Annotated in this window: 15 protein-coding genes; 11 read left to right on the top strand and 4 right to left on the bottom strand. The window is 40.7% G+C overall.

All coding sequences use genetic code 11. The features are described 5' to 3' along the window. Positions 1-132 precede the first annotated feature (132 nt). Together ACX17N_RS08800 and ACX17N_RS08795 are read left to right on the top strand one after the other, a co-directional pair. Positions 133-3,072, top strand: a complete 2,940-nt coding sequence (locus tag ACX17N_RS08800) for an insulinase family protein (protein WP_458892186.1) — start codon at positions 133-135, stop codon at positions 3,070-3,072. Positions 3,073-3,094: 22 nt separating this feature from the next. Continuing rightward, positions 3,095-4,234 carry a phospholipase A gene (locus ACX17N_RS08795; protein ID WP_458892185.1) on the top strand — a complete coding sequence of 380 codons (1,140 nt, stop codon included), beginning with the start codon at positions 3,095-3,097 and terminating at the stop codon, positions 4,232-4,234. A gap of 128 nt (positions 4,235-4,362) precedes the next feature. Here ACX17N_RS08795 and ACX17N_RS08790 read toward each other — a convergent pair whose 3' ends face one another. The 3 genes from ACX17N_RS08790 to ACX17N_RS08780 form a co-directional block, all read right to left on the bottom strand. After that, a complete protein-coding gene (locus tag ACX17N_RS08790) occupies positions 4,363-5,271 on the bottom strand; it encodes a hypothetical protein (RefSeq protein WP_458892184.1) in 909 nt (302 codons plus the stop codon). 309 nt (positions 5,272-5,580) lie between these two features. Beyond that, positions 5,581-6,921, bottom strand: coding sequence for a TrkH family potassium uptake protein (locus ACX17N_RS08785; RefSeq protein WP_458892183.1), 1,341 nt, complete (start codon positions 6,919-6,921; stop codon positions 5,581-5,583). A gap of 1 nt (position 6,922) precedes the next feature. After that, the gene (locus ACX17N_RS08780) at positions 6,923-7,573 is read right to left on the bottom strand and encodes a potassium channel family protein (RefSeq protein WP_458892182.1); all 651 of its coding nucleotides are present in this window, start codon (positions 7,571-7,573) and stop codon (positions 6,923-6,925) included. A 150-nt stretch (positions 7,574-7,723) separates the two neighbouring features. On the opposite strand from ACX17N_RS08780, the gene ACX17N_RS08775 reads away from it, so the two are divergent. Continuing rightward, complete coding sequence (locus ACX17N_RS08775; RefSeq protein ID WP_458892181.1) at positions 7,724-8,269, top strand: hypothetical protein; 546 nt, start codon at positions 7,724-7,726, stop codon at positions 8,267-8,269. A 48-nt stretch (positions 8,270-8,317) separates the two neighbouring features. Here ACX17N_RS08775 and ilvA read toward each other — a convergent pair whose 3' ends face one another. Next, the gene (ilvA, locus tag ACX17N_RS08770; RefSeq protein WP_458892180.1) at positions 8,318-9,856 is read right to left on the bottom strand and encodes a threonine ammonia-lyase, biosynthetic; all 1,539 of its coding nucleotides are present in this window, start codon (positions 9,854-9,856) and stop codon (positions 8,318-8,320) included. 105 nt (positions 9,857-9,961) lie between these two features. On the opposite strand from ilvA, the gene rpiA reads away from it, so the two are divergent. From rpiA to ACX17N_RS08730, 8 genes are all read left to right on the top strand, one after another. Then, positions 9,962-10,633 (top strand): ribose-5-phosphate isomerase RpiA, encoded by a 672-nt coding sequence (gene rpiA, locus ACX17N_RS08765; RefSeq protein ID WP_458892179.1) that lies wholly within the window; start codon positions 9,962-9,964, stop codon positions 10,631-10,633. A 131-nt stretch (positions 10,634-10,764) separates the two neighbouring features. Further along, entirely contained in the window at positions 10,765-11,445 is a 681-nt protein-coding gene (locus tag ACX17N_RS08760; protein ID WP_458892178.1) for a M48 family metallopeptidase, read from the top strand. Between the two features lie 151 nt (positions 11,446-11,596). Beyond that, positions 11,597-12,688: a GGDEF domain-containing protein gene (locus tag ACX17N_RS08755; RefSeq protein WP_458892248.1), complete on the top strand. Its 1,092-nt coding sequence runs from the start codon at positions 11,597-11,599 to the stop codon at positions 12,686-12,688. A 134-nt stretch (positions 12,689-12,822) separates the two neighbouring features. Then, a complete protein-coding gene (gene argC / locus ACX17N_RS08750; RefSeq protein WP_458892177.1) occupies positions 12,823-13,872 on the top strand; it encodes an N-acetyl-gamma-glutamyl-phosphate reductase in 1,050 nt (349 codons plus the stop codon). A gap of 78 nt (positions 13,873-13,950) precedes the next feature. Then, on the top strand, positions 13,951-14,703 hold the full coding sequence (locus ACX17N_RS08745; RefSeq protein WP_458892176.1) for a DUF6776 family protein: 753 nt from the start codon (positions 13,951-13,953) through the stop codon (positions 14,701-14,703). Positions 14,704-14,718: 15 nt separating this feature from the next. Beyond that, the gene (gene clpS / locus ACX17N_RS08740; protein WP_458892175.1) at positions 14,719-15,132 is read left to right on the top strand and encodes an ATP-dependent Clp protease adapter ClpS; all 414 of its coding nucleotides are present in this window, start codon (positions 14,719-14,721) and stop codon (positions 15,130-15,132) included. 9 nt (positions 15,133-15,141) lie between these two features. Beyond that, on the top strand, positions 15,142-17,418 hold the full coding sequence (clpA, locus tag ACX17N_RS08735) for an ATP-dependent Clp protease ATP-binding subunit ClpA (RefSeq protein ID WP_458892174.1): 2,277 nt from the start codon (positions 15,142-15,144) through the stop codon (positions 17,416-17,418). Positions 17,419-17,516: 98 nt separating this feature from the next. After that, positions 17,517-17,870, top strand: coding sequence for a YnfA family protein (locus ACX17N_RS08730; RefSeq protein ID WP_458892173.1), 354 nt, complete (start codon positions 17,517-17,519; stop codon positions 17,868-17,870).

Here is a 17,870-nt window from a genome sequence, read left to right as displayed (position 1 = left end):
TTTTGGCAATATATCCTGTAATCGGGTGTATTGCCTAAAGCCTGAATAAAATACTCGGGTTTAGTGCGTGAATTATGGTTCAAACTAAAGCTATAATCATTTCAGTTTTATTTATATTATATTGGAGTACACATGACTGTAGATGTCACTGAAACCCTTTCTCAAACTGTACATCCTGCGTTTCAGTTGATTCGTCAACACCATGTTGAAGCCTTAGATATTTTGGTGACTGAGTACCAGCATAAAGTCACAGGTGCGGTACATTATCACCTTGCGACCAATCATGATGAAAATGTTTTTCTGGTCGCTTTCCGTACCCAGCCGATGGACTCCAAAGGTGAAGCGCATATTTTAGAACACACGGCATTGTGTGGTTCTGAAAAATTCCCAGTCCGTGACCCGTTCTTTTTAATGATTCGTCGTTCATTAAATACTTTTATGAATGCCTTTACTGCGGCGGACTGGACCGCATATCCATTTGCAACGCAGAATAAAAAAGATTTCCAGAACTTATTAGAAGTGTATTTAGACGCAGCATTTGCAGCCAATCTGAATCCTTTGGATTTTGCTCAAGAAGGTATTCGCATTGAGCTTGAAAATGACGTGCCTGTTTATAAAGGCGTTGTTTTTAATGAAATGAAAGGCGCAATGAGTTCACCTTCAGATCAGCTCTACCATCAACTAGCGTATCATTTATTCCCGAAAACGACATATCACTATAATTCAGGTGGTGATCCAAAAGATATTCCAGATTTGACTTACGATGAGTTAGTTACTTTCTATAAATCACATTACCATCCAAGTAATGCCGTATTTATGACTTTCGGTAGTCAATCTGCATTTGAATTACAAGAACAATTTGAAACTTTGGCTTTGGCTAAATTTGGCAAAGGTGAAACATTATATTCTAAGCCTGAGCAACGTTTAGCAGCACCTATAGAAGTCACGGAATCTTATGCTGTTGATGCAGAAGATTTGAAAGATAAGACGTATCACATTATTTCTTGGTTATTGCCACAAGCCAGTGATATTAAACTACGTCTCGGCATGCGTTTGGTTGAAGGTGTTTTACTTGAAAACTCAGCGTCACCTTTACGTCATTATTTAGAAACCTGCGGTTATGCACAATCGACTGGCCCTATTATGGGGGTTGACGATTCTAACTTTGAAATGACCTTCTTCTGTGGGGTGCAGGGTTCTAATCCTGAACATGCTGAAACCTTTAAACAAGGTGTATTTAAAGTTCTCGAAGATGTTGCCTCAAAACCGATTGATTCGGCATTGGTGGATGCGATTTTGCACCAAATTGAGTTGCATCAGCGTGAAATTAATGGAGATGGCATGCCATATGGTTTGAGCCTGATTTTAAATGGTTTAAGCAGTGCAATTCACCATAGTGATCCAATCCACGTTTGGGATGTCGATACTGCGATGGAGCAAGTCAAAGAAGAGTTGCAAGACCCAATGTGGTTGTCGCGCCTTATTCAAGAACACTTAATTGACAATCCACATCGTGTGCAAATGACTTTGGTGCCAGATGCGACAAAATCAACAAAAGAAGCACAAGCTGAAAAAGAGCGTTTGGCTGCGATTGGTGCGACATTAACTGAAGCGCAAAAAGCTGAGATTATTGCGCAAACAGAGGCGTTAAAAATTCGTCAAGATACGCCTGATGATTTGAACCTGTTACCGAAAGTAGGCTTGGAAGATGTCCCTGCCGAGCTGCCAATAGTACAAGGTCAGTTACGTGAAATTATCTGTAATGGTTTAGATACGCCATTAAATCTCTACCATGCAGGCACGAATGGTATTTATTATCAACAAGTCCTGATTCAGATTCCTGAGGAAATTGTTCAGTCGCCATATTTTAACTTGTTGTCGATTTTACTAGGTGAAGTCGGTGCGGGAGAATATGACTATTTAGAATTGCAACAACTTCAAACTGCAGTGAGTGGTGGTTTGGGAATGGGCGCATCTCTTCGTTCAAAAGTTGATGATAAGCAAAAAATCAGTGCATGGTTAACCTTAACGACCAAATCTTTGGTACATAACTTTGAAGCAATTCGACTGCTTAAAATTGCATTTGAACAGCTGCGTTTTGATGAAAAAGACCGGATTGTAGAGTTGTTGCAACAGCGTAAAACCCGCTGGCAGTCGCGTTTATCGGGTTCGGGGCATAGTTATGCCATGCAGATTGCTTCACGTCATCACAGTGCATTAGCACTACGTGACTATAACAATACTGGTTTAGGCGCACTCAATTGGTTGGGTGAGTTGGTCACGCAAATTGAATCAAGCGAGGAAGCATACAATCAACTGATTGCTGAGTTGCAATTGATTCATCGCAAACTGTTGCAAGCTCCAAAACAGTTCTTATTGGTGTGTGAAGAGCATCAAACAGATCGTTTGTTAGAAGAAATTCAAGAAGTGTGGAACAAGCTCGCTGTAGACAAGTCACAACAGGCTTTAAACCTTGTGATGCCAGAAGTTAAATCTCAGGATCAAGCCTGGTTGATTCAGGCCAATGTACAGTTCTGTGCATCGGCTTATCCTGCGGTAGATGTTGCTCATGCAGATGCTGCACCGTTGATGGTTTTGGCAGCCTATTTGCGTAATGGTTTCTTACACAGTGCGATTCGTGAAAAAGGCGGTGCCTATGGCGGTGGTGCGAGTTACGATGGTAATGCTTGCTCATTCCGATTCTATAGTTACCGAGATCCACGTTTAGCTGAAACCTTCAATGATTTTGAAGCCAGTGTGGCATGGTTGTTGAATGTTGAACAACAGCCGCATCAGTTGGAAGAAGCCATTTTAGGTTTGATTGCTTCAATGGATAAGCCGGGTTCTCCAGCAGGTGAAGCAATTACCGCGTGTTATGCATTGTTACATGCTCGTACTCCAGCATTCCGTAAGCAATTGCGTGAACGCTTGCTAGCTGTGACTTTGGATGATTTAAAACGCGTAGCGGAACAATATTTGCTGCAACAAACACCAAGTAAGGCAGTGGTTGCTCCAATGGCGAAAAAAGAAGAGTTGTTGACCTTAGGTTTCGAAATTTATCAAGTCAATTAATACAATAAAAAGAGGTGTATTTATGGCGTTCAAATCATTTGAACGTGGTGTGCTGTCGCTGAGTGTGATTATGCTCAGCACAGCTTATGCTGCTGCAAATGCCCAAGATCCTGATAGTCAAATTACGCCTGCAAGTCCTGAAGCATGTGTTGCTTTGGAGTCAAATGCAGATCGTTTGGCCTGTTATGATGCTTTATTTAAACTACCTGCAGTAGATCAAGCCCAGCCTGCTGCTGAGCCGGTGTTGGTGAAGCAAGCGACTAAGTCTCCGGTAGAAACTGAAACAGAGGAAAAGAGCAGTAGTTTAAGCAACCTCTTTGCACTAGAGGGGCCAAAGATAGATCCAAACCAATCTTTACTGGATAAACGCTGGGAATTATCCGAAGACAGTAAATTGGGAACTTGGAACATTCGTGCTTACAAACCAGTCTATCTCTTACCTGTATTTTGGTCCAGTAAGAAAAATGAGTTTCCTGAAAGCCCGAATCTCAAAAATACCGTTAATCAAGATCAGAATTTGAAATCGACAGAAGCGAAATTTCAAATCTCGCTTAAAACCAAGGCGGTCGAAAACCTATTTGGAAACAATGGTGATATTTGGGTTGGCTATACCCAATCCTCACGTTGGCAAGTCTATAATCAAGATGAGTCGCGACCATTTCGAGAAACCAATTATGAGCCTGAAGCCAGCTTGATGTTTCGTACCAATTATGAGTTTCTGGGTTTAAATGGTCGCTTGCTGGGGGTTACGCTTAACCACCAGTCGAATGGTCGTTCTGATCCCTTATCGCGTAGTTGGAACCGAGCCATTTTCAACATTGGCCTAGAGCGAGACAACTTTGCGTTAATGATTCGTCCTTGGTATCGTTTTGATGAGAGTGCTGAGGACGACAATAATCCAGATATTAAGGATTATGTGGGGCGTGGCGATATTACCGCCTTTTATCGTAAAGATGACCACGACTTTTCCTTAATGTTGCGACATTCTTTAAAAGGTGGAAATGATTCGCATGGCGCAGTTCAATTTGATTGGTCATTTCCGATTCATGGCAAATTGCGTGGACAATTCCAGCTCTTTGATGGTTATGGTGAAAGCCTGATTGATTATAACCATCGTGCAACTTATGTTGGGCTGGGCGTATCATTGCTGAATTGGTATTAATGCACTCAAAATTTAAAAAGCCTGAAATATATATTTCAGGCTTTTATATATGGATTTTTGATGGTTTATTTGGGTTTGTTTTGAAAGCTTGCTTGAGGATGATGCTAAATACATCCTCGCTTAGATGCCTATTTAGCGCCCGCACAAATTCCAGTATGTTCAATATATTCTTGGTTGATACGATACCATTGATGTTCTTTTATATTTTCTGGATTTTTGACTTCAAAGAATTCGGTCACTAAGGGGGGATTTACATTCGGTTTAAACTCGAAATCTTCTGCATAGTAGCGTTGAGCAATATTTGCAACTTTTTGCGCTTTACAGTCGATCAGAACTTCATTCACCACGGAAGTTGCTGATTTTCCATCAATAAAAAATTCATCATAGCGCTTCATGCGCAGTAAAAAGGGGTGTTCTAGACTGACATGTTGAAGATCTTGTTTATTAATGTAATTCGGCATGACCCTTTCATCAGGAGTAGTCAGCTTCCAGTCTTTTTGGCTGTCATTCTTTGCAGGATTAAACGCTTTAAAGTCCGGTGCTTTAGCGCAATATTGCTCTGCAGCATATGAACCTTTCAAGAACATATTCCATTTAGAGTCATCTATGGGTTTATTCAAATCAATCAATGTTTCAGAGTGTTCTCTTGCCTTGCCTGTATCATCATGGTCTTGAGTTTCTTCATAAACACGGGCGAATTTTAGGTTAGCGCAATCAAGGAGTAGGACTTGGGTAAATATGGTGTCTTCAGCTTTGCCAGAAGGACCGATTGCTTTGACTATACTTTTTTCTCGGACTAAAAAAGGTGTATTAAACTGAATTGACTTGATATTTTGCTCGTCCACAAAACGTTGTGTTGAAATGAGATTAGGTTGATTCGGGTCAATTCCATCTTGTTCAGCAGACCAATGATCGGCTAATTGCCAATTAGGCTGAACTTTGAGGAGAGTGTCTAAATGAGCGTCTATTTTTTTATTGGCACAAGCAGAGAGTAAGAGTGTTGAAGCAGTGAGTACGCATAATGTTTTTATTTTCATTCTAAGTCTTCTTGTTCGGTTGAAAAGGCTGGTAGTATTTTTTACAGCTGCTTTAAGCGCACATTGTTGAGTAAAACGGCATACATTTGTTGATGGTATTCACCAAAATTTAGAAATTGGCTCTCTATATTAAATAGGAAAGCCAAATCTTTTGTGGACAATAATGAAACTCAGTCTATTTTTTTAAGTTATATAGTAAAAATTTCAGTAACTTAAACTCGCTCGTTTCGCTTCTTTGAACATATCTAAAGAAGCAAAAGAGTTCAAGTGAAAAGTAACCTCATAGCCCATCATGGTTCTTGTTTGGGTTTAACCAATTTGAATGTCGGTTGATGGGTGCTTTAAACGTGTTCTTTTCGGTGTCGCAATCATATAGGCTAAAGTTAACGGTCCGAGGCGTCCAGCGAACATTAGCAGCATCAGGGCGATTTGACTGGCAGGTTGTAAATCGGCGGTGATTCCGCGTGACAATCCGACGGTACAAGCGGCAGATACCGCCTCAAACAGTAAATCCAAGAAATGCTGATCAGGCTCTAAGAGCAATAAACTCAGAAATCCTGCAAAGACCAGCATCGCGGTGATTGAAACCACGGCCATGGCTTTAAATGAGGTTGCATGTGGAACTGAAAAATTAAAAATTCGGATTTCATCTGCACGGCGTAAGAAACTAATTACACTCAGGATCACCACGATAAAAGTCCCGACTTTGATCCCTCCGGCAGTACTTAGTGAGCCACCGCCAATAAACATCAATATCATGGTCACCAGTGCTGCGGCATCGGTCATGCTACCGACATCCAAACTATTAAAACCAGACGAGCGAGGCACAGTGGCATGAAACCAGGCATTGACCGCCTGATCGCCGATGCTCATGGGTGCTAAAGTCAATGGATTATTGGCTTCAAGCAGCCAAATGACAATAAAGGCAATCAGATTGAGTCCTGCAATGGTCAACAAAATCAGCTTACTGTTCGGACTTAGTCTTTTCCATCTGCGGTGGCGTTTAATATCCATCAGAACCAAAAAGCCAATGCCGCCAATAATATACAGCAGGCTAATGGTGAAGGTGATGAAGTAATGGCTGGAAAAGTCCATAAGGCTGTTCGGGAAAAGTGAAAAACCACCATTGTTAAATGCAGAAACACTATAAAAGGCTGCATAAAAAAGAGCTTTCAAGAAGTCGTATTCTTGCATCCAAGCAATGGTTAAAATTACCGTACCGATTGCTTCAAAGAAAATTGAATACAGAAATACCGCTTTAATGGTATGTGAAACTTTAGATAAACTGGTTTGTCCGATGGTTTCTTGAGCCATGATTTGTTGCTTTAGCCCAATTTTAGTGGACAGGCTCATGACGGCTAAAATAGCAAATGTCATAAAACCCAAGCCCCCACATTGTAATAACAACATGATGACAATTTTGCCAAAGACCGTATAAGCCTCACCGACATTTACCACGGAAAGCCCAGTAATGGTGACTGCGGAAGTGGCCGTAAATAATGCGTGAATCCAAGGGAGTTCACCATGATGGGCAAAGGGTAATTTCAGCAATAGGGTGCCAATTACAATAAAGCTCAGAAAGCCAAGGGCTAATAGACTTGGTGGACTGAGATTGATCGTACTTTTCGGCTTCTTTCTTAATCTTTTCATATTATTTAAAGCGATTTGATAATCGGCGTAAGTGTTCGAGGTGACCTTCAACCACTAAAATATCCCCGCGTTGTAAGATTAAGTTCGGATCGATATGGTAGTGCATCTCTTTGCCACGTTTATGCAAAATCACGTTAATTTCTTTGTTGTATTCACAAATGCTGTGGAAACGAGAACCATGTAAATTGTCCTTAATTTCAACTTTGACAATATAACGGTCATCCTCAAGTGACATGTAGCGGCTCACCATCGGATAGCTTAGGGATTGTGCAATCCGAACCCCCATGTCTTCTTCAGGATGAATAATTTTTTCAATGCCGAGATGACTGAGAATCATGTGGTGGGATTCTGATTTGGCTTTAACCCAAATTTTTTCCACACCTAAATTTTTTAAATGCAGTACACATAGAATGCTGGCTTCAATATCTTCACCAATGGCAACTACAACCGCATCGCAGTTTTGAATATTGAGTTCATTCAGGACATGTTCATCGGTGGCATCGGCAATAACTGCATGGGTCAGTACGTCTGAAATATTTTCAACGTATTTTTTATTGCTATCAATGCCAATCACATCATGTTTTAACTCAACCAGTTCAGTTGCGACTGTTGCACCAAAACTTCCTAAGCCAATCACCGCAAATTGAGCCATGTAAGGTCCTTATCTTGTGAAGTGTATTATTATTTACACATTTAAATTACATAATATCCAATCATAGCTTTATTTGAGGGTTGAAATGAAGGGTCTACGTTTTGACTGTATATTAAGTAAAGCAATTCACATAACAATAAGGGTTTCAGGATGAACGAAAAGAAGATTTATAAGCAATTAAGACGCTGGTTTCCCAAGTTGAAGCAAAATCCACTACCGAAAAAAAAGCATCGGGCGAAACCCAAGTACTTTTTACAGTGGTTAAATTTTCAGGATGACAGTGAGCAACAAGGGGAATGGATTATGCCGCTGAACCTCAGTCGATATTTGGAAAATGGTTTGACGGAGCATCCGTTTTTTAGTCAGATGACCACGGAAATCGAGATTGTACAAATGCAAATTCAATCTCGCGCAGATCCGATTCTAAAACACTACGAACAATTTGAGCATGTGATTGGGCGCTTTTATCGAGTGCAAGATCAGATTTTAGAAATTATGCTAGATGAAATTTATAAATTTTTAAAATCGCAAAATTTTGCATTGCTTTTACTTTGGGGCGATGGTTATTACTGGCTGGCTGTACCCAATCAACCCAAGAAAATTGAGTTATTTTGTGAGTTATTTAATCAGCAATTTTTAGAGGAAGGCTTAAGGGTAGAAAAATATGAGCCCTCGGAGATGTCTTGGTCAATATAAAACACAAACAGAGCCATTTTAGACTCTGTTTGTAGGGTAGATGCTGACTTATTTTAAGAAGCGTTGATAGCCGAGGTTATTGGTAATTTCCACATATGGATAGGTAATGCTTTCCAGTGTTTCAATTAAACCATCAGGATTCTGTTTGGCATCACTGGCTTCTAGACCTACCAATACGCGACCTTCGGCGGCACCGTGGTTACGGTAGTGGAACAGCGTGATGTTATGTGTAGGACCTAAACGTTCAAGGAAGGTGAGCAAAGCTCCTGGGCGCTCTGGAAACTCGACACGGAATAAACGTTCGTTTTCCAAGTCTGCATGACCACCCACCAAGTAACGAATATGCAGTTTAGCAACTTCATCATCAGACAGATCATCAACATCGTATTGCGCTTTTAATAACTCATGAATGTCGTGACGTTCTTTTTCACCGCTTTTTAGGCTAATGCCGACAAAGACTTGAGCAGCAGATGCATGGCTGGCACGGTAGTTAAACTCTGTGATGTTACGACCTTGCAAGGCGCGGCAGAAGTTAAGGAATGAACCCTTTTCTTCTGGAATGGTGACGGCGAAAATGGCTTCTTTGTGTTCACCTAATTCGGTACGTTCTGCAATATAGCGTAAACGGTCAAAGTTCATGTTTGCACCGCAAACAATCGACACCATGTTTTTACCGTGAATATTGTGTTGCTCTACGTATTTTTTAATACCTGCTAAAGCCATTGCACCAGAGGGTTCTACAATGCTACGGCATTCATCATAGGTATCTTTAATCGCAGCACAGATTTCATCAGTATTCACCAGAACCACATCGCGTTCCACGATTGGTCCAGAATTATCTGATTTTTGTAATTGCAGCACTTCAAATGGTTTTTCACCAATCTGTGCTACGGCCGTACCATCAGCGAACAGACCTACAGAAGGCAGAATGACACGTTCATTGGCTTCAAATGCTGCTTTTAAGCAAGCAGATTCATCATATTCCACAGGAATAATTTTGACATGTGGAGCAACATCGCCAAGGTAAGCTGCAATGCCTGCAATTAAGCCACCACCGCCTACCGCAACGAAGACATATTCCACATCGCGCCATTGACGTAAAATTTCATTGGCAATCGTACCTTGACCCGCCATGACTAACTCGTCGTCATAAGGGGGAATAAAGGTCATGCCTTCATCTTTGGCACGTTGAATCGCATATTTGTTGGCAACATCAAAGGAGTCACCATGCAATACAACCTCACCACCCAAGCGTTTAACTGCTTGAACCTTAATGTCAGGTGTGGTTTTTGGCATGACAATAATGGCGCGAATACCTAACTTTTGACCAGATAACGCCACGCCTTGAGCATGGTTACCTGCTGAAGCAGTAATAACGCCACGTTCCAACTGAGATTTCGGTAATTGACTAATACGGTTATAGGCACCGCGTAGTTTGAAAGAAAAGACAGGTTGTAAATCTTCGCGTTTAAAGCGAATGTTGTTGTTTAGCCTTTCACTAATTCGTGGCGCTGCTTCGAGTGGGGTTTCGATTGCAACGTCATACACCGTTGCTTGTAAAATTTGTCGAACCAAACGAGACAGCATGTTAATTTTCCATCTAACAGTTTAAAATAGGCGTTTATTGTAACAAACCCCTGCACATTTGCGTTTTAAAATTGCGCGAAACGTGAAAAAAAGTTGAGTGATGTCATGAGTCTATATGCAACCCAAGATGAGAAAAAACAAGCAGCAGCGAAAGCCGCTTTAAAACACTTACCAAAAGGTGGCATTTTAGGGGTAGGTACAGGGAGTACAGTGAACTTTCTGATTGATTTGTTACCAGAACTTCAACTCGAAGCAGCTGTAGCAAGTTCTGAAGCGACTGCTGAACGCCTGAAAAAATTAGGCATTGAAGTGGTTGATATGAACCATGTTGGTGGTTTAGATGCCTATGTCGATGGTGCGGATGAAATTGACCGTCATATGCACATGATTAAGGGTGGTGGTGCTGCACTCACTCGTGAAAAGATTGTGGCTTCAATTGCCAAAAAATTTGTATGTATTGTGGATGACTCTAAATGGGTTGAGCAATTGGGTCGTGAATTTCCATTGCCTGTAGAAGTCATTCCTATGGCACGTTCTGCTGTAGCACGTAAAATTGTGAGTTTGGGTGGTGATCCTGTATATCGTGAAGGTGTAGTGACTGATAACGGGAATGTTATTTTAGATGTTTATAACTTAAATATTTTAAATGCCCTTGAACTCGAAAAAACCATCAATAACATTCCTGGTGTGGTGTGTAATGGTATTTTTGCTTTAAATAAGGCCGATATTGCGGTAGTTGCAACTGATAATGGTATTGAAGAGCGTACTGCGATTTAAATAATCCTGCGTAAGCCGCCTTTGAAAATGAAGCAAAGTCCTTCTTTTTCAGAGCAAAAGTTAAAGCAGTGCTTTAGCTTTTGCTCAGACTTGGGAAAAATTGAATAATCTATATAAAATTTTAAAAATAAATGACCCAGACTCTACCCGAAATTCAAATTACCCATCATGCACGAGCTACGCGATTACGCTTGCGTGTAGAACCGACTCAAATCCGTTTAACGGTTCCAAAATATTGTACCCAAAAGCAAATACAGCATTTTTTGAATGAATCTGAGCAATGGATGCGGGAAACTTGGCTGAAACAACAAGAAAAAATTGGACAATTCGATCGAAATTTACCAACTGAACTTCAATTATTTAATCTCGAGCAGCCAATACAAATCGATTATGTCACGCAGAAGCAATCCTATCTCTGGAATGCCGATCAGCAAAAACTTTTGGTCAGTGATCGACAGCCTGAGCAGTACTTGAAAGCCTTTGTAATTGCCTATGCAAAACTGCATTTGCCTCTTTATCTGAGTCAGCTGAGTCGGGAAACAGGTTTGAAGTATGCACAATGCAGTATTCGCCAGCCTAAAACGCGTTGGGGAAGCTGTAGTGCAAAGCATGACATTATGTTGAATAGTGGCTTGGTGCTTTTTGCATTTGAAATTACGCGTTATGTTGCTATTCATGAATTGGCGCATACTGTGCACTTTGACCATAGCCCAAAGTTTTGGGCAGAAGTAGAAAAGCATGATCGAGATTATCAGCAGCATCGTAAAATTTTAAAAAATACAGCATTACCTTATTGGTGGTTTACGGCATAAAAATGTAATTGAATGCTTTATTATTGAAAGTATTCAATTCAGTTTAAATCATCTAAACTGTTTTTAGTTTTGGTCTAGATGTTTAGTTTCGAGCGTGAATTTCCCAGAAACACATTACTTTATATTAATTGTACCTGCTTGCCTGATTTTAATCGGAAGCGTGTTCTTAATATGTCATTACAATTATAAAGCACCTACATATTTATTTTGGTTAGGGTTGGGTTATATCGTCCCTTCATTTTCTGTTGCGGCACAAAGTTTTATGCCAAACCAACAGCTGGCTTTGTTTGCACCGCTATTAGGAGCGATGTATTTGTTTGGTGCTTGGGCAAGTGCCTATGCCATGGCGTTAAGAAAAAATGCGCAGGCACACTCTTTATGGTGCTTAGGAATAATCATTATTGCATTGATATTGATTGGCTATTTTGCCTATGTTGATGAAAAATTATGGCTCAGGATGTTGATTCTCAATTTTTCCATTGCCTTGGTTGAGTCCTTAGTTTTGTTTTCTATTTTCAAACACTATAAAAAAGAAGATTTACTCAACAAAATTGTCGACTTTTCCTATGTGTTTATTGTGCTATATACCTTTGCACGTAGTCTTATTATTTTTTTGTTTTTAAAAGATATTGAAGCCAATATGTTGGTCAGTTCGGTATGGTGGTTAATCATGCTGGCAGCCAGTATTTTCTTAAGCATGTGGTTTGCCATGGTGCTTATGGGGACTTTGGTGCGCGATATTATTCATCATTTAAATGATGAGCGTTTAAAAGACCCCTTAACGCATTTACTGAATCGCCGTGGATTTAATGAGGCTGTGTATAAAAGGCTGAAGCAGGTATCTCATCAACGTTATTTTTTATTGATGTGTGATATTGATCATTTTAAAAAAATTAATGATCAATATGGGCATTTGGTGGGTGATCAAATATTGCAGCACGTTAGCCGAGTGCTTCGACAAAACCTTCGAGTACAAGATTTAATCGGCCGTTTTGGTGGGGAAGAATTTATTGTCTTATTCCAAGCACGGGAGCTAAATCAGGCCTATGAAATTGCTGAGCGCATTCGTTTGAACATAGAAACAGAGCCGCAATACGCATTAAATATACCCATCACCGCTAGTTTTGGCTTAACTGAAGTTTTTGATCAAAATCTAATACATACCATCGGTGTGGCAGATAAATTACTGTATAGCGCAAAACAATCTGGACGTAATTGTGTCTGTCTAGAAAGTCCAAGCTAGAATTCGATTGTACTGAAATAGAGCTACAACGAGACGAAAACATATAAAATACAAGTAAAACAGTTTAGAAAGCCCTAACTTCCTGTCATACTACGCAGTTACACAAAGAATGCTTTTGAATAGGGGTAAAGCACGTGATTTCAGTAGGTATTGTTGGTGGTACAGGCTATACAGGCGTTGAATTGTTGCGCCTATTACTTCGACATCCAAATGTACAAGTAAATGTACTGACTTCGCGTACTGAAGATGGCCGCCGTGTCGATGATATGTTCCCGAGCTTGCGCGGACATACTGAGCTTAAATATTCAGATTTAAATATTGAACAATTAAAACAATGTGATGTGGTGTTTTTTGCGACACCGCATGGCGTTGCCATGAAACATGCTGAAGAATTGGTTGCTGCCAATACTAAAGTGATTGATTTGGCAGCGGACTTCCGTTTGCAAAATCTCGCTCAGTTTGAAAAATGGTATGGCATGCAGCATGCTTGTCCAGAATTATTAAAAGATTCAGTCTATGGTTTATCTGAGCTGAATCGAGACAAAATCAAGCAAGCCAATGTTATTGGTAACCCAGGTTGTTACCCTACAACGGTACAGCTTGGCTTGGCCCCATTATTTAAGCACAGCGACACATTAGTTAAACCAGAAAGTATTATTATTGATGCGAAATCGGGTGTTTCTGGTGCTGGACGTAAAGCCAGTATGGGCATGATCTATACAGAAAATGCGGATAACTTCAAAGCTTATGGTGTTGCAGGTCATCGTCACCATCCTGAAATTGTTGAAGCATTAGAAAATATTTCAGGCCAAACAGGTGTCTTTGATCAGATCTTGTTTGTGCCGCATTTAGTGCCAATGATTCGTGGCATGTTGAGTACGATCTATGTCGATTTAACTGAGCAGGGCGCTGCGGTTGATTTGCAGGCATGGTATGAGCAGTTCTATGCCAATGAAAGTTTTGTCGATGTGATGCCTGAAAATAGTTCGCCTGAAACGCGTTCTGTACGTGGTGCGAACCAGTTGCGAATTGCGCTTTATAAACCACAACCAAAGAAATTGGTGGTGTTGGTTGCACAAGATAACTTGGTTAAAGGTGCAGCAGGTCAGGCGGTGCAAAATATGAACTTAATGTTCGACTTTGCCGAAACCGCGGGCTTAGAAGGCATTGGTTTATTGCCATAAAATATGATTTACACCTTCACACACATTTAAATTTGGATTTAAATGTGTGTTTTGAATAATTCAAAATAAGAGATGACGATGCAGAATACTGACTCGAACATAGCGTCACAACCAGATGAACCTGTCAAAAAACCGTTTCTTGAAACCAATCTCCCTTTAGCCATTGGCGCAGCGGTATTGGTGTTGGGAAGTGGATTTATCGGTTATTCGGTGGGTCATCGACAGGGTTTGACCGTGGTGGGTTATGATGCAGATGCCGAGCAACTGGTTGAAGTTGTTCAGAAGCAGAAGCAAACATTGGAAAGTCTGAACAAAAATTTGAATCTGGCTGTTCAGGAGCGTGATGTTGCTGTTAGTAATTCAAACGATTTGTTTACAGCATTAACTCAAGCCCAAGCCACAGAAAGCCAGTCACGTAGTTTGGCAGCGCTCTATCGTGAAGTATTGCGGCAACGTGGCGGGTTAAGTTTAACCATACAGGGTTTAAGTATTAAGCCACTTCCAGAAAACGCCTATGAGTATCAACTTGATTTGGTGCAAGTGAGTCCGAGTAAGCGTAACACTTCTGGTGAGGTAGAATTGCGTCTCATTCAAGGTACTGAAGTTTTGGTTGTCCCGATGGAAGATAAAAACTTTAATTTTGATGAATATGAACGTTTGACCGGGCGTTGGACGATGCCTAAAGGATTTAATCCACAATTTGTAGAAGTTCGTTTAACGGGAACGAATACACCTGTAATCAAACGCTTTAGTTGGTCTAAAGGGAATGCCGTGGAGTCAACCACAAGTAACATTTCCGAAATTCCACAAGCTGAAGCCAATGCGCAATAGTTGTAAAAAAATCTTATGCCAAATTCAAAACGTCAAATTTGTTTGAACGATATTAAAAATAGTTTTTATCAGTCTGGTTTGGTGGACTGGCACTTTAATCCGCGCTTAGTGGATGAGCCTCAGCATGAGGAACACGGGGATGTTGCGGTACAGACTGCACCACCCGAATTAAAGCGTCCTCCACAGTATGTTGTCGTTTTAATGAACGATGATTACACCCCAATGGACTTTGTAATTGAAATTTTACAACAATACTTTGCAATGAATCTTGACCAAGCGACTCAAGTAATGTTAACAGTACATTACGAAGGTAAAGGTGTTGCAGGCGTCTATCCAAGAGATATCGCGGAAACCAAAGCGAACCAAGTCAATAATTACGCTCGATCTCAAGGTCATCCATTGCTTTGTCAGATTGAGCCAAAAGATTAAGGGGGTTACATGCTCAGTCGTCAATTAGAAGTATCATTACGTTTGGCTGTTAGCATGGCTCGTCAAAAGAGACATGAGTTCCTAACAGTTGAACATTTATTATTAGCCTTACTGGATAATGATTCTGCTGTAAATGCTTTAAAAGCATGCGGTGCAGATATCATCGTCTTACGTAAAGAATTAGAAGAATACGTAGAACAACATACTCCCAAACTTGGTGAAAATAGCGATCAGGCACCGCATCCAACAGAAAGTTTTGATCGCATTCTACAGCGCGCAATTTTCCATGTGCAATCTAGCGGTGGTGACCGTACTGTAGAAGGGGCTGATATTCTCGTGGCAATGTATTCCGAGCGGGATTCATTTGCAGTGTATTTATTAAAACGTCATCAAATTAACCGTTTAACCTTAACGCAGTATTTGTCTCATGGTACGCGTAAAGATGAGGTTCAAGTTGAAGAAGAAGCGGAGGAGCTAGATGGAGAGTCAGCATCTTCTGCGAACTCAGGTCCTTTAGAGCTGTACACAACCAACTTAAATAACGAGGCACAAAAAGGCAAAACGGATCCGCTCATTGGTCGTGAAAAAGAGATTGAGCGTGCGGCACAGATTTTATGCCGTCGCCGTAAAAATAATCCATTATTAGTCGGTGATCCTGGGGTTGGTAAAACTTCGATTGCAGAAGGCTTGGCTTGGCTGATTGTAAATGGCAAAGCACCAAAACCTTTGGCGAATGCTGAAATTTTCAGTTTAGACATTGGGGCGTTGGTCGCGGGTACGAAATACCGTGGCGACTTTGAAAAGCGATTAAAACAGTTACTGAATGCGTTGAAGAAAAAACCAGAAGCCGTTTTATTTATTGATGAAATCCATATGATTATTGGTGCTGGTTCGAGTATGGGTAGTACCATGGATGCATCAAACCTGATTAAACCTGCTTTGGCGAATGGTACACTTCGTTGTATTGGTTCAACAACGTTCCAAGAATATCGTCAAGTATTCGAAAAAGATCATGCACTTTCTCGTCGCTTCCAAAAAATTGATGTGAATGAGCCTTCAATTTCGGAAACGATTGATATCTTGCGTGGTTTAAAATCTAAGTTTGAAGATTTCCATCATGTGAAATACGAAGATAAAGCATTGGTATCTGCAGTAGAACTTTCTGCTAAATTCATTAATGATCGTTTCTTGCCAGATAAAGCGATTGATGTGATTGATGAAGCCGGTGCACAACGCCGTTTGAAAGCTGAACAAGATGAAAGCTTGATTACTGTTGAAAATATTGAAGATATTGTTTCTAAGATTGCGCGCATTCCACCGAAAACAGTGTCTAAAGATGATAAGACAGTATTGGAAAATCTGGAACGTGATTTAAAACGAGTGGTCTTTGGTCAAGATGAGGCGATTGAAGCTTTGGCATCTGCGATTAAATTATCTCGTGCGGGCTTAAAGTCACCAGACAAACCAGTGGGTAGTTTTGTTTTTGCGGGACCGACCGGTGTAGGTAAAACAGAAGTCACTAAGCAGTTGGCAAAACTGCTAGGGGTTGAACTGGTCCGCTTTGATATGTCTGAGTATATGGAACGTCATGCGGTTTCTCGCTTAATTGGCGCACCTCCTGGCTATGTCGGCTTTGATCAGGGAGGTCTATTAACCGATGCGATTCATAAAAATCCGCACTGTGTTTTATTGTTAGATGAAATTGAAAAAGCGCATCCAGATGTCTTTAATTTGCTCTTGCAAATTATGGATCATGGCTCGTTAACGGATAACAATGGACGTAAGTCTGATTTCCGTAATGTGATCTTGGTTTTAACCACGAATATTGGTGCAGAAAGTATTTCTCGCGTCAGCATTGGTTTCATGGAACAAGACAACAGCCGTGATAATCAGGAAGCCATGAAGCGTGCATTCTCTCCAGAATTCCGTAACCGTCTAGACGGTGTTATTCAGTTTAAAGCACTTCCAACCACAGTGATTGAAAGCGTGGTGGATAAGTTCTTAACTGAGTTGCAAGCACAACTGGATGACAAGAAAGTTATTCTTGAAGTTGACCAAAGTGCGCGTGAGTGGATGGCTGAGCATGGTTATGATCGTTTAATGGGTGCTCGACCAATGCAACGTTTGATTCAAGAACACTTGAAAAAGCCGCTTGCCGAAATGATTCTATTTGGTGAGTTGGCTGAGCATGGTGGTAACGTTGCAGTTTCTGTGAAAATGGAAAATGGCGAAGCGGTTGGTTTAAAACTGGAAGTGTTTGAAGATCAAACCGCAGAACCTGCCTAGTTAGCCATTTAAAAAATAACCCGTGCAAATACGGGTTATTTTTTGCGTACGATTTTATCCTCTAAGTTATAGCTTTTTGAATGGTGCAAGACATATTTATGGATCTGCCAGTGATCAAGATTTTTACCACGTTTTTATTATTTTTGCTGACGGCGATTGCGGAAATTTTAGGCTGTTACTTTCCATATCTAATTCTGAATCAAGGTCGTTCTTATTGGTTGTGGATACCGACAGTTTTGAGTTTGGCGCTTTTTGTTTGGTTATTAACACTGCATCCTGCCGCTTCTGGACGCATTTATGCCGCTTATGGCGGAATTTATATTTTTACCGCTTTAATGTGGTTACGTTATGTTGATCAGGTGATGCTTTCACGTTGGGATATGATCGGTGGGGGAATTGTGCTACTTGGAGCGGCAGTGATTATTTTGCAGCCCCAAGGATTGATGCGTTAA

This window comes from Acinetobacter sp. GXMZU3951 (genome assembly GCF_054457875.1).
Note: the sequence above shows the minus strand (reverse complement) of the source record. Positions and strands in the feature narration are given on the sequence as shown.